This window comes from SAR324 cluster bacterium (assembly GCA_015232315.1).
In the GTDB taxonomy this organism is placed as follows: Bacteria; SAR324; SAR324; order SAR324; family NAC60-12; genus JADFZZ01.
In genome coordinates, this window is record JADFZZ010000004.1 from 15,795 (window position 1) to 29,638 (window position 13,844).

The 13,844-nt window shown below is 44.2% G+C and carries 11 protein-coding genes; 4 read left to right on the forward strand and 7 right to left on the reverse strand.

The window, feature by feature from the left end; all coding sequences use genetic code 11:
- The first annotated feature begins 189 nt into the window (after window positions 1–189).
- Both HQM11_04480 and HQM11_04485 read left to right on the forward strand, forming a co-directional pair.
- Window positions 190–2,196: an MCP four helix bundle domain-containing protein gene (locus HQM11_04480; protein MBF0350260.1), complete on the forward strand. Its 2,007-nt coding sequence runs from the start codon at window positions 190–192 to the stop codon at window positions 2,194–2,196.
- Between the two features lie 29 nt (window positions 2,197–2,225).
- On the forward strand, window positions 2,226–2,531 hold the full coding sequence (locus HQM11_04485; protein MBF0350261.1) for an STAS domain-containing protein: 306 nt from the start codon (window positions 2,226–2,228) through the stop codon (window positions 2,529–2,531).
- A gap of 16 nt (window positions 2,532–2,547) precedes the next feature.
- Here HQM11_04485 and HQM11_04490 read toward each other — a convergent pair whose 3' ends face one another.
- Both HQM11_04490 and HQM11_04495 read right to left on the reverse strand, forming a co-directional pair.
- Complete coding sequence (locus HQM11_04490) at window positions 2,548–3,951, reverse strand: response regulator (GenBank protein ID MBF0350262.1); 1,404 nt, start codon at window positions 3,949–3,951, stop codon at window positions 2,548–2,550.
- 322 nt (window positions 3,952–4,273) lie between these two features.
- Window positions 4,274–5,182, reverse strand: coding sequence for a LysR family transcriptional regulator (locus HQM11_04495; GenBank protein MBF0350263.1), 909 nt, complete (start codon window positions 5,180–5,182; stop codon window positions 4,274–4,276).
- Between the two features lie 166 nt (window positions 5,183–5,348).
- Between HQM11_04495 and HQM11_04500 the strand changes: the two genes are divergently transcribed.
- Together HQM11_04500 and HQM11_04505 are read left to right on the forward strand one after the other, a co-directional pair.
- Window positions 5,349–5,933, forward strand: a complete 585-nt coding sequence (locus tag HQM11_04500) for a polyisoprenoid-binding protein (GenBank protein ID MBF0350264.1) — start codon at window positions 5,349–5,351, stop codon at window positions 5,931–5,933.
- A gap of 345 nt (window positions 5,934–6,278) precedes the next feature.
- On the forward strand, window positions 6,279–7,352 hold the full coding sequence (locus HQM11_04505) for an alkene reductase (GenBank protein ID MBF0350265.1): 1,074 nt from the start codon (window positions 6,279–6,281) through the stop codon (window positions 7,350–7,352).
- A gap of 102 nt (window positions 7,353–7,454) precedes the next feature.
- On the opposite strand, the gene HQM11_04510 is transcribed toward HQM11_04505, so the two are convergent.
- From HQM11_04510 to HQM11_04530, 5 genes are all read right to left on the reverse strand, one after another.
- Window positions 7,455–7,826 carry a hypothetical protein gene (locus HQM11_04510; GenBank protein ID MBF0350266.1) on the reverse strand — a complete coding sequence of 124 codons (372 nt, stop codon included), beginning with the start codon at window positions 7,824–7,826 and terminating at the stop codon, window positions 7,455–7,457.
- Window positions 7,823–9,598: an Hsp70 family protein gene (locus HQM11_04515; protein ID MBF0350267.1), complete on the reverse strand. Its 1,776-nt coding sequence runs from the start codon at window positions 9,596–9,598 to the stop codon at window positions 7,823–7,825. Before HQM11_04515 ends, HQM11_04510 begins: the two co-directional genes overlap by 4 nt.
- A gap of 10 nt (window positions 9,599–9,608) precedes the next feature.
- Window positions 9,609–10,541 carry a nucleotide exchange factor GrpE gene (gene grpE, locus HQM11_04520; GenBank protein ID MBF0350268.1) on the reverse strand — a complete coding sequence of 311 codons (933 nt, stop codon included), beginning with the start codon at window positions 10,539–10,541 and terminating at the stop codon, window positions 9,609–9,611.
- Window positions 10,542–10,689: 148 nt separating this feature from the next.
- Window positions 10,690–10,995, reverse strand: a complete 306-nt coding sequence (locus HQM11_04525; GenBank protein ID MBF0350269.1) for a DnaJ domain-containing protein — start codon at window positions 10,993–10,995, stop codon at window positions 10,690–10,692.
- A gap of 172 nt (window positions 10,996–11,167) precedes the next feature.
- Window positions 11,168–13,696 carry a tetratricopeptide repeat protein gene (locus HQM11_04530; GenBank protein ID MBF0350270.1) on the reverse strand — a complete coding sequence of 843 codons (2,529 nt, stop codon included), beginning with the start codon at window positions 13,694–13,696 and terminating at the stop codon, window positions 11,168–11,170.
- Between the last annotated feature and the right edge of the window lie 148 nt (window positions 13,697–13,844).

Genomic DNA, 13,844 nt, shown 5'->3' on the forward strand with positions numbered 1-13,844 from the left:
AATAATATTCATACCCCTTACGGAATACTTGAGCATGTGGCATTTTTAATATAAATAAACGAGGCAAAATCTATTCCCGTTATATTCTTATCCGGTTTTCGCCTAACATGAATTAATCTTGGCATTTATGAAGTTAAGATAGAGCATAATCCACATTTTTTTTAACCTTTTTCCATTCAATGAGCGACTATGAAAATATCCACCAAACTTTTATTATTAATCATCATCAATATCGTTGTGGTTCTGGGCATTGTGATCGAGGATTACTGGACTGTGAAAACGCTGGGTCAATATGGCCATCAAACTTTGAGTGAAGAGGTCGATCCCTTACTGAAAATCAATGAAGTGCAGGAAAAAACCACACGAATCATGCTGTTCACCATTCAGCATATTTCCAGCAGTTCCAGTCAGTTGCAGGATAAGTATGAAAACATGATCGCTGAAGAAAAATCTTCCATGCTCAAGGTCCTGCGTGACTATGAAGATATTCAGAAACGCTCAGTCCACAGTGAAGAACTTCAGATGATGACGCAGTTCAATACGGAATGGGATCGTTTTGAAAAAATGGTAATCAAGGCCCTTTCCATGAATCGGGAATATGATCAGGAGGGTGCCCTGAAAATGATGATGAACAGCGGTCAGGAACAGTTTCAGGCAATGAATGGGGTTCTTCAGAAAATGATCAAATCTCATCGGGATGAAATGACGGAATTGAGAGAAATCTCAACGGATCTGATTGACCGTGAAATGGCGATGCTCAGTGTGGTGTTTCTCGTTATTTTATTTGCTTATGGAATCCTGATGTTATTGCTGAGGCGAACCATCCTGAAACCCATGAGAATTGTAGTCAACGCGATTTCCGCACTGGGCCGGAACCAGCTTGATTTCAAAGTACAGGCTCAATACGCTTCTCAAAATGATGAGGTTGGTGATATTTTAAGGCATTATCAGGATTCTCAGAAAGCGTTGGCATCCGTTGTGTCTGAAATCCGACAAAGTTCAGAAAGTCTGAATGATTCCGCTCAATCCCTGAATGATTCCGCCAATGAAATGGTTGAACAATCGCGTCACATTGAAACAGAAACAGATGCCATGGCGAATCTGTCCTTGCAGATGTCGTCCAATGTGGACACGATGGCAGCCGCCAATGAAGAATCTTCTGCCAATCTGTCTTCCGTCACCACTGCGGTTTCTCAACTCAGTTCAAACATCAACAATGTGGCGGCCAGTGCGGAGCAGTCTTCATCCAGCATGCTGTCAATCAATCGAAACATTGACAAGGTGTCAACCGACATCAAAACCATGGCCAATTCCATTGAACAATTGTCAAACACACTGTCTGATTCTGCCACCCAGACACGTCAGGTCATGATGCTTTCCAACGATGCCAATGAAAACGCCCAGGCAAATCTGACCTCCATCCAGGAACTGGCAACGATTGCCCAGAATATTGGCAAAGTGGTCAATTTGATTGATTCCATTGCCAGCCAGACCAATATGTTGGCCTTGAACGCCACCATTGAGGCCGCCAGCGCAGGCGAAGCTGGCAAAGGCTTTGCTGTCGTTGCCGCGGAGGTCAAGGAACTTGCGCATCAGACATCAGACGCCAACAGCGAAATCGGTCAGCAGATTTCGATCATTCAGAAATACGCGGCCGACACTAAAATCAACACACAGAATGTTACAAATCTGATTGAAAAAGTCAGCACGCTCAATGAAACCATCAATCAAACCATTCAAAAGCAGAATCAGGAAGCCGAAAAACTGAGCACCGCCTCAGAAACCATTGTGGAATCCAATGCGGAATCTGTTGCCAGCCTTAAAGAAGCGACCGTGGGCATGCAGGAAATCAGTCGTAGCGTGAAAATAGCATCCGATGCCGCAAGAGAAGCGTCCACCTCTCTGCTGGAAGCGGTTTCGGGTGTGAGGGAAATTGCCAAATCAAGCAATCAAACAGCCCATAGTCTCAAAGAAGTCAACCAGAGAATCAGTGTGATTCAAAACAATATGAAAGAAATGACAGGACTCGTGGAAAACACACGGCGAACATCCAATAAACTGGCTGAAACCTCTCAGGGATTGCGGCAAATATCACTCAGTTTTAAAATTGAAGAAACACCCGTCAAAAAAACGATGTCACCCGTCAAAAATGTTGTGGTATCTCAAAAGCCTTTGTTGCCTCAACGAACCCGATAAAGCTGTTAACCCTTTTCTGAACCCTTGCCATGACCATTATCTACACGATCAAAGAAAGCATTTGCGAAATCAAGCTGGAGGATGCGCTGAATCATACTGAAGGGGAGGAACTCATTCAATTGTGTCAGGAACTCATTGACAAGGAAACATTTTCAAAGATTCGTTTCAATATGCAGAATTGTGAATCATTAAGTTCCAGTGGAATCGGGAGTCTGGTTTCGATTTCCAAGATGGGGCTTGAGAAGAACATCAATCTCGAATTGTACCAGTGTCAGGATAAAGTTAAAAAGCTCTTGAAAATAACAGGAGTGGATGGCGTGATTTCTGTCAGTTAGCCACAAACAATGACCATTACAATCCCAATGAGGCCAGCAGATCATCGACAAGTTCCTGTTGATGGTCTCCAACCTCACTCATCTGTCCGGGTTTGAGGTTTTCATTGGCTTCTTCCTGTTGATAAATATTTTTTAATTTGGTCAGGTTGATTAAAAATGTTTGTTGTCCAGGTTGCAATTCAGCAAACCATTCCATGGCTTTTGTGAAGGAGTTGCCCACCAGACTGATGGAATTTTTCCAGATCCCCATTCGTGTTTCACGATCTTCTTCTGAATCTCCATTAACTTGCAGCGCAATGGAATATGAGTCTTGCACCAATTCCGAAGCATTTTCCCAAAGCTCCATCTGTTTTTCCTGATTTTCATTATTCTGGTCAAAGATTTTTTGAAACTCCTGCACACTGAAAGTTACAATTTTTTTAATGGTTTCAATCTTCTGTCCCAGGTCATGTTTCTGACGTTCAAGCACAGCATTTGTTTCTTGCAGTTTTTTTTGAGTACTGAGTTTTTCCATGACTTCGGACACACGTTCCAGCATTTTGGCCACAGTATTTTCAATTTCTTCCCTGATATTCTTGTGTTTGTGTTGAAGGGCTTCATTGGGACAATCCAGTGAGGGATAATTTCGAACAAGGATGGCCAAACCATTGGGATCAGAACCGCTCTTTTCCAGATCCCAGAAAATTGCCCATGCCGCATTGACAGATAGACTGTCGGCCTCATGCCCCTCAGTGGTTTCAAGTCCATATTCTTCCAACGCCTGATTTAATAGTTTAAGCTCCAGACTTCCAAGGGTTTGTGCGGATTTCAGGATGGATTGCTCTATGTTTTCAGCATCCATAACTGTGATTTGATCAGTCATGCCAATCGCCTTCCCGTCATTCCTCGCCAAGATTGAAATCTTTAGAGGCCCCCATTTTTCAAAAGTCAGGCGTTTGATGGATTCAAAGAAAAATTGAGTCAATAATTCAGCGGTCTGGCAGTTTGAGCTGTTGACAATAAAATCAACGTAAGCATCCTTGTTTTGATCATTCAATCGGCCTTGTTTGATGACGTTGATAGCCCGTTTGATGATTTCACGAAATTCGATAGGATTGAAGGGTTTATGGATCAATCCCTGGGCACCTTTCTGGTAGCAGGCTTGTGCCACTGTGTTGCTGACCAGACTGGTAAGGATGAAGACCGAATAGGAATCTGCCGGACTCGGTTGCAGTGTTTCCAGAATGTTCAATCCGCCCATCCCCGGCATGTTTAAATCAAGGACAAGGATCGTCGGGGATTTTTCATAAAAAAGTTTCAACGCTTCCTCACCATCCTTCGCAAAAGCCAATTCATAAGGTTCCGCTTTGAGGATGTCTTTGATCGTGATCAGCAAAGAGGGATCATCGTCGGCAATCAGAATAACAGGTTTTTGACTCATGACATTTCGCTCTGGAATAAGTTCGGTTCTAGTTTGTTACCCTCTATTTTTGCCACAGAGACACAGAGGATTTTTCCACGCTTTAATAGTCCCTCGTACCGCACTCTGTCGGCTTAACACAGTCCAACTGTTAAGCCGTAGCACTTTAGCACTGCACTCAAGGTAAAAGTCACTTTCTGGATACGTTCGTCTGCGGGTTAATGCAAGGAGCGGAATTGCTCTGGAAAAAAAATAGTGGAAAATGAATGGAAAGTACAGATCAAAGACAGAATAACTCACTGCTGTGCTGAACATCAGGGCCTGTTTCTTTGGTCAATTCAGCTTACTCAGCAATTAACGGAACACTCCCAATTTTGGAAAGATCCTGAAACATGTTCCATAAATCGGAAGTGACAGGGCCCATGGGATGATCGTGTTTGCGCAAAACCTTGATTTCCAGTCGGGCTGGACTCGGGTAGTTCTCTATCTCAAGCTGCACAAGGCAGCCCTCACGTAATTCGGCTTGGATCAAATGTTCAGGAAGCCTGCCCCAGCCCATGCCAGAGAGGATGATTTGCTTTTTGGTATGGTGATCATTCACATACCAGCGGCGGATTTCCGGGATGACCCCGAATTGTTTGTCAGACGGCACAGGACTGCTGTCGCGAACAATGATCTGAACCTGCTCCTGTAAATCTTCAAAATGGAGTTTCCGCTCAATATGTGCCAGCGGATTGCTGGCAGATGACACCGCGATCAGGGTGGTGTGTGTAAAATCAATGGCATCCAGTTGCAGTTCTTCTGTAGGCCAGGGGCTAATGGCAATATCCACCTTATCCTGGACCAGCAACTCCACCGCACCAGACAGATTTTCAACCGAAAGATGAAACTGGGTGTAGGGATGCCGCTCTTCACATTGTTTCAGAATTCGCAGAAACAGTGGAATCGGACAGGCTCCTTCTATGGCTATCCGGATCTCGGGTTCCTGACCGGTGGATAACTGATGAGCCAGTTGTTCAAACGAATCAGATTGCCGCAACACCATTTTCGCTCTTTCATACAAGGCCAGGCCTGCTGGTGTCAAATTAGCCCGATACTGATCTCTGGAGAAAATCTTCAAAGCAAATTCCTCTTCGAGTTTTTTCATGGCGACACTCACAGTCGGCTGGGTTCGATACAGGGCCTCAGCCGCGGATATCACACTTCCCGTTTCAACAATCTTTACCAGCATTTTAAGTTGATCCAGCGTCATACTCACTCTTGATATAAATTTCCTATCAACATTATTGAAATAAAATATTTTTAATCTATCAAAAACGCAGGTAACCTTCGATCAGTTATTGAAAAAGAACAAACTTAAAGGTGTTCTCATTTTTCAAAAATGTTCGTGTTCATTTCCTTTTTAGTGGAGAAAAAATATGTTGAATAAAATTTTTGCAACCGGTTTGAGTTTCCTTGTCCTGTCAACCTCTGCCTTAGCCGCTCGTTATGATGTGGATCCGGTGCATTCACAGGTACATTTTACCATTCCTCACCTGGTCATGTTCAAGGTCAGGGGAACCTTCACGGATATGAGTGGTCAGGTTGAGGTGGACACCACCAAACAAACCATTACAGCCGTACAGGGAACCGTTAAATCCGCATCGATTGATACAAGGGAGTCCAAACGTGACGAACATTTAAGAAGTCCTGATTTTTTTGACACCGCCCAATATCCTGAAATTACTTTTGTCAGCAAGAAAATTACAGGCAAGGGAAGCAAAATCACAGTCGTTGGCGATTTAACCATCCATGGTGTTACAAAATCTGTTGAACTGAAAGGTTCTTATCTGGGTGCCAATAAAGACCCCTGGGGCAATGAACGAACCGGCTTTGAAGCTACGGGGAAAATCAACCGCAAAGATTTCGGACTCACCTGGAACAAAGCACTGGAAACAGGTGGATTTGTTGTCGGTGATGAAGTACAGATCGGTCTGGAAATTGAGGCCGTAAAACAAAAGTAATAAATCCGCTTTGAACCGCTGCTGGGGACCCGCCTCCGGAGGCTTGCCAATGAGCATTGGAAGGGCACCGGAGGTGTGTTATGGAACGGTTCAGACGAGACGTCCGCAACCAGATTAATCTTAAAAAACTTCCTACTGTAAATAATTTGGTGATGAAATCCTGTGGCCCGCCACGATGTCATCCCCGTGAAAACGGGGATCCAGGAGTGCGCCGATGGATTCCGTGTCAAGCACGGAATGACACCTTGCGATGGCTTGATTCGGTTGCCGTCACCAGAAAATTTACAGCAGGAAAAACTTCGGGTACTTGTCAATAAAAACATTCATCAACCTCAAGAGGATATCATGATTCTATTCAGTAAATTCAATTTAGGCCCTATAGAACTAAAAAATCGTTTGGTAATGGCACCCATGACACGCTCCAGAGCCATTGGCAATGTTCCCAATGAAATCATGGTGAAATACTATGAACTTCGAGCAGACGCAGGATTAATAATCACTGAAGGAACGGCTCCGTCCATCAATGGCCTTGGATATCCTCGTATTCCGGGAATTTATTCTGACGCACAGATTGAAGGGTGGGCACAAGTGACTAAAGCTGTGCATAAAAAGGGTGGTAAAATTTTTTTACAGATAATGCACACCGGACGTATTTCACACCCTGATAATATGGCTGAAGGTGCCAAAGTACTTGCTCCGTCGGCAATTAAAGCGGCTGGAGAGATGTATACTGATGCGAAGGGATTGCAGACACATCCGGTACCTAAAGAAATGACAACCGCCGATATTGAACAGACACAGCAGGAATTTGTCCAGGCGGCCAGGAATGCCATCAAGGCAGGTTTTGACGGTGTTGAACTTCATGGCGCTAACGGCTATCTGATAGACCAATTTATCAATTCAGGATCCAACATCCGGACAGATCGCTATGGAGGATCGATTGAAAACCGTTCTCGATTTGCGATTGAAACAGCCGCCAAAGTTGCCAGTGCTATTGGCGCCGAGCGAACAAGCATTCGTCTTTCCCCCTATGGTGTCTACAATGACATGGTCATCTTTGAGGACGTAGAACAGACCTATGAATATCTTGCTCTTGAATTGGGTAAGCTGAAATTGGCCTACATTCACATTGTTGATCATTCTTCACAGGGAGCACCTGCTGTTCCTGATTCCATCAAAAGCAAAATCAGGAACGTTTTTGGCAGAACCATCATTGCCAGTGGAGGATTGAATAAAGAAAAAGCGGAGCAAATCCTGGAACTCAATAAAGCGGAACTTACGGCATTCGGTCAATTATTCCTGTCTAACCCTGATTTGGTTCATCGGCTTAAAAACAATCTCGAATTGAACACAACGGATTACTCAACGCTGTTCACTCCCGGAGAAAAGGGATATCTGGATTACCCGTTATCGAAATAGGGGCAATTCCCTTTCTTTGCCGGTGTGCATCTTTTCGCGTCAGATGGTTTTCCAGGTGCGATTAGATGCTACGTGAGCAGCGATTCGAGAGAGACTAAGATATTACGTTTCCAGAGCGGCGTAAGTGGATTTCAACAAGTGCTGAAACGCCTCCAGAGCGGTTTGGGTGCGTTGAGAATCAGGATCATAACGCAAGGCAGTTTTCCAGGCGGGAATTATTTCCTGATAACGGTGTAATTGTGCCAGCAGTTTTCCCCGTAAAAGATGAAATTCTGCCTGAGCACTGAACCATTCAAGGGCCTGATCAACCAGACGCAGAGCTTCATGCCAGTGTTCCTGACGAGCCGCTATCACCGCCTGGTTATAAAAAAATACCGCGTTATTACGAATTTGAAGCAATGGTGTCAGATCACACTGGCAACGGGTGCAAACCGGTTTTCCCCGATAAGGCGCATGACACACGGGACACTTCATGTGTTGCCTTCCAGATAATATAACACGTCCGCGATCTCCTCACCCAAACGGTTTATTTCAGACTCATTTTGATCTTGAATCGCCTCAATCCATTCGTCCAACAGATCATCCAGATCGTTAGCCTCGGCATCATCCTGTATGCGTTCCAGTTGTAACCGGGCCCGATCATACAGTGTTTGTTGTGCTTCTGAAAATGGCATATCCGCTTCTTCATCCAGGCCCTCATCTTTGAGTTCTTCATCGCCATCGTAATGGTTTTCCCACAGTTCTTCGAGTTTTTCCTGCACGTTTTTCAGTTGTGGTGCTGAGATCTCACTGTTGTTTTTTGAAATGGAAAGCTTCTGTTGCTTGCCGGATGTCCGATCTTGAGCTGTTACAGTCAAAATCCCATTCACATCAAAATCAAAATGGACTTCAATCTGCAAAGTATGGGCTGGCGCGGGAGGCAAATCTTCAATCCACATTTCGCCCAGACAGATATTGTAATCCACAAGGAATTGCTCCCCCTGATAGATCGCAACCTCTATTCTGGACATATCATCATTCGGATTGGAATAAATCTGGGAACGAGAGACCGGCACCACCGTGTTGCGTGGAATAATCACGCTGAATAAATTGGGAATCATGAATCCCTCAGGTCCGAGTCCAATCGTTGCGACACCAAGGGAATAAGGGGTCACATCCACCAGAATGGAATCAATCTGATCCCCGGACAGAATACCCGCTTGATAGGCGGCGCCCATGGCCACACACAAATCCGGGTCAATTTCATCATAGAGCGTTTTGCCCAAATGCGCGGTCAACATGTCACGCAGTAACGGAATCCGTGTGGAACCGCCCGCCAGAATCACCCGATCCAGATCAGCCGCTTCCAGATTGGCGTCGGACATCGCCTGATCAACACATTCCAGCGTTGATTTGAGCAACGACTCAATCTGAGCGTCAAAATCCTTCCGGCTGATGGTTGTGGAAAGATGCAGGGCTTCATTCCCTTTTTTGGAAAGAAATTCCTCTTTCACATCGACAAACCCATAACTGGAAAGCTGGATTTTTGTTTTTTCTGCGGCACGCAGGAGCCGGGCCATGGCACGGGTGTCATTGCGCAAATCCACTTTATGTTTTTTCTCAAATTCCTGAACCAGCAAATTCTGAAGTTTACGGTCAAAATCATCGCCACCCAACATGTTATTGCCATGACTTGAGAGCACTTCGGTGATACCGCCTGAAATTTCTACAATGGAGACATCGAGCGTTCCTCCACCCAAATCGTAAACCAGAACTTTTTCCGGCACAGAGGATTGGAGGTTATAAACCAGGGCCGCGGCGGTGGGTTCATTGATGATGCGCAACACCTCAAACCCTGCCATCTCACCGGCCTGCTTGGTTGCCTGCCTCTGAGCATCACTGAAATAGGCCGGAACCGTAATGACGGCTTTATCCACAGGTTCCTTGAGCACTGTTTCGGCCCGTTCCTTGAGTTTTTTCAGAATGATCGCTGAAATTTCTGATGGTGAAAATGTTTTGTCATTCAAATGAAACTGATGATCGGTGCCCATTTTCCGTTTGACAGACATCACCGTCGCATCAGGGTTGATCACATATTGATTGTAAGCTTCTTTCCCAACCAGCAGATTTCCTTCCGCGGAAAGTCCCACCACCGAGGGTAACAATTTTTCTCCCGAGGCATCCGCCAGAACCTTGGCTTTTCCATCTTCCAAAACAGCGACAACCGAGTTAGTGGTTCCCAAATCAATTCCAATAATTTTTGCCATAAATCTATCCTTAATTCATTGTTTTTTGTTTAACAGTAACGACCACCTCACTCAGTCGAAAAATCTGACCTTTCCAGCGATATCCCCGCAAAACCCGGGAATAAACCTTGTTGGCCTCATCGTCATCCTGCACACTGTGCTGATCAACCGCAGTCATGGTTGAAGGATCAAATTTTTCTCCTACGGTTTCATAGGGTTCCACTTCATGGTTGGCCATCAGGTTCCACAGTCGTTCCCTGATCAGTTCCAGTCCATGTACTCCACTCTCAAGGATTTTCCCAATATTTTCATTTCCTCCGAAATGCCACCACTTGTGGTCCTCGTGACTGGACGTTTTCCAGTGATCAATCGCATAATCCAGACTATCCACAGCGGCTATGAGTTCCTTGAACAGTGTTTTGAATTCCTGCTCCTTCCTGGACTCCAGTTGCCCCGATAGTGTCTTTTCTAGTTCAACAAATTTTTGCTGGTGAGTGATTTCCTCCGCCTCCAGGCGTTGGCGCAGGGTATCCACCAGTTCAATTGATTTGTTAAGGGTTGACAGCGTAGTATTCTGAGCTTTAGTCTGTTGCTTGACTTCTTGTTTGAGCGCCAGCCATTCTCCGGTGATTTTGAAAAAATCAAATTTTTCCACTTCAATTTCAGGAATAGCGGCGTTGCTGTCAAATTCCATGAGCGCATCATTGATCTGAATCGCATCCTGAAAATTCTGAAAGGCCTCCAGATTCCCAACTGAAACCGTGTATGATTTTGGGGGCGTAGCTTCTTCCTGATGGAAAGGAAGAGCCTGTGGCGATTCCTCAACTGTAACGGTAGGGGGCGTTGAAGTTTCGGCCTCTTCAGGTTGCGATGGTGCTTGAGCGTGCGTGTCTTCCTGAATGAAAGGGAGTGCTTCGGGCGATGTCTCACCTTTAGAGAAAAATGACTTAAACAAAGATGTCACGGCTACTCGTTTAACACGAGTTTCTGTCGCTGACTTGATCCTCGCATCCGATTTCATCCGCGGAAAAGTTAAATGTTTATCCATAAAGCACAACCAAGGACCATTAAAAAAATAACTTTGAAAGGTACAACTTATTCTATTGCCGTTTCTAAAAGGTGAGTTGAATGAGTTTTTCCAGACTTAATTTTATCTGTTTTTGCTGTGCCTCACGTAAGGTGTCAAACGGAGATAGCAATGTAGGACCTTCAACTTTAAGTTGACGGAATTGTTTCTTTTGTCCGCCGCCCTGTTTGCTCATTTTGAGGGCTTCTTCGTAAGCTTTGCGGATTTCCTTAAATTTTTCAGGATGCTTATCCGGTGTGTAAATTTTGATTTTGTCAAAATAAGCCTGTTTAATTTTAGCGGCATCCGCATCGGTGCTGATTTCCAACAAGTCAAATGGATCTTGTTCCATAAAATTTCCTTAATCAAAAATTATTTTATTTTTTCTGGACTTTGAAAATTTCGAGGTATCATCTCGAAAGAATGTGAGAGATCTGTCGTAATATCAAAGAGTTAATATTTTTCCCATCGGCCGGAATGACACATCGTGAGATTAATAATCTCAGTGGCTTACGATAAAATGTTCAAAGTCCGGCTTTTTTATCCGCAATTAATCTTTCTATCATCCGGATCAATTGGCGAGGGGCTTTCAATTTGCGCACGGTCTTCAACGCTTCCTCAGGGTTTATCAGGATGCAGGCCATAAACGCTGTCATAAATTGATCATCATGAGTGACCTCATGATTTTCTGTGGCTTCCAAAAGCAGATTTTCCAAAGAAGGTAACTCGCCACCATACAGATTGCTGAGCAATTTACTGAAATTTTTTGCGGATAATTCATCCTCATAGGACATTTCATAATCGTCCTCATCGAAATCATCGTCGTCATCGTCGTCCTCATCGTCATCATAATCATCTTCATCGAAGTATTCCTCGAAATCGCGATAATCATCCTCAAGTTTCGACAAATCCTCCTCGCGGTGAATGAGTTCAATCGTTTTCTGATCCTGAAGCCTGCGTGCCAATTCCAAAGCACGTTCACGATATGGTGTTGTACTCTGAAATTGTTCAAAAGCGGTCGAACAAGCCCAGAGGAGTCCAGGATTTTCCGGATCTTTTTTTAATGCGTCACGCAAAAATTCATCCAACACAAAACCCCTCTCAAAAATCAGCCAGAAACTTTGCAGATCAATCAGTGTCTGGGTTTGATCATCACTTTGTGACAATAATTCCTGGACTTGTTCCAGCAATTTCTTTTCCTTATGAACGCCATGGATTTGTACTATCGCCAGTTTTGCCTGAAATTGTTGTTTGGCCTGCACCTTGAGTTGATCCCAAACAAATTTAACCAGTTTTTTATTTTGCGGTGTCTGTTTCAACAGTTTCAATCCGATTGTAAAATATTTCAGACATTCAATTTGCTGTTTTTCATCAGAAAGACCGGAAATAAACTTCCGAAGTGTGTCCACCGTTAACGAAGTTTGATTCTCATCATTCTCATCATAATCCATCGAGTCGTTGAGCAGTCTTGCCGCCTCAAGCAGAAAGTTCTGTTCTTCTGTCAGATCATCCAGTTGCAATTCGATATAATCCCAATTGCTGGTTGAAAGTCCAAAATAGAGTTTGGTCTGAATCTGAAATGGAGTCTGCAGGATATCCCCCATTACAGCACCAAATTTTTGCCGTAGTTTCAGAAGCTTATCCAATTGATTTGTCTTCTCATAGACCTCTTTCAGATCCTCATAAAACATATGCCCCGCTTCTTTATTCTCAACATTCGGCGCCATAAGCCTTTCTGCTTCCGGATAATCTTTATCATACAACGCAAATTTGGCTTTCAATGCGATCACATGCAAAGCGTCTCCGGCATGTGCCTCGGCTTTTTTTAACTCTTTCCTGGCTTTTGAAACAGAGTCAGTCAATAAATAATACAACCCCAGATATCCCGCAATTTCACTCCGGGTAAACTCCAACTGATCCTGTGGCCATGCTTCAGGTTGTTGTTTTGCGTCCTGTGCCAGCACCTGTAATGTCTGATTGACCCATTTGGGATAGGATTTATATCGAAGCGGTGTCGTTAAACTGATGACATTCCTGTGAAGGTTCCAGTCCTCCGGAGCCAATTCCAGAGCGGTATTCCATAATTCTTCAGCACACTCGAAATCCTTTTGATGGGTGGCCTCTGTCGCGGCCATTCGATATAATACTTTTTTAAATTCATTAAATCCTGAAACGTTCGCATAACGGGATGTTGGTTGATCCTCTATCAAATGAGCCGTCTGGTGCGGACCATGCTTCTGGTAATATTTTTCGAGTTCCTTTATTTCCGGTCCGGAATATACCACATCACGCAAAAGATCTTTGGTCTCTACAGGATCAGCAGGTTCATTCCGTTGATGCGACAGATGCAAAAACAACCAGCTTCTGACCGTGCCTTTTTTTAACAAAGCCAGTTGCTGAGGCTCTTCCAGGGGCGCCTGTTCCAGACTGCTGTAAACAATCCAGGCCAAGGCTTTCTGTTTTTGTGCTTCAGAGGTTGCCAAACTTTCCATACGCTGAAAACAGGAAACGGCTTCCGCATAGCGTTGATCCTTCAACGCGATCACGCCCTGAGTCCATGCCAGGTCATCCTCAGTCAATAATTCCGGTTCCTCAAGAATCAATTTCCGGACGGCTTCATGCCGTTCCTGCAACAGCATGATTTTCAAAACGTTGAAATTCTGTTGAGGCGGCAATTTTCTATCGGCAAAAACCGGTTCCAGAATCAATAAGGCTTCTTTCAGATTATTTTTCAGGACATAACAGTCAGCCAACCAGTAAGATACTTCCTGAAATTCGGGGTATTCCTGCTTTAATTTTTTGAAGATGTCGATGGCATCCCCATACAGGTGATGCTCCATTTTTTGTGTTCCGTCCAGAATCAGAACTTCCCGCTTTTCCTTCCTTAAATCAGCCTTGGGATTACACAACCGGATAAATTCCAGGTTCTGATATGCCTGTTTTACATTTCCGGCTTCCAAGTCCTTTTGAAACAACTGACGAAAATGAGGTTCCTGGTCTGGTCTGCACTTTTTCTGGACAAATTCCTTACGTTGTTTTTTAGTCTTTTTCATGAGAATCAGGGGGAAAATTATTGAAAGATGTGCTTAAGCGGAAAAAATTTTGAGGAAAATAGCATCGGAGATAAGAGTAGTCAAAAGTTTATTTAAGAATCTGAAACCCGTAAACAATGTAGGGGCGACCGGCTGGTCGCCCACGGTA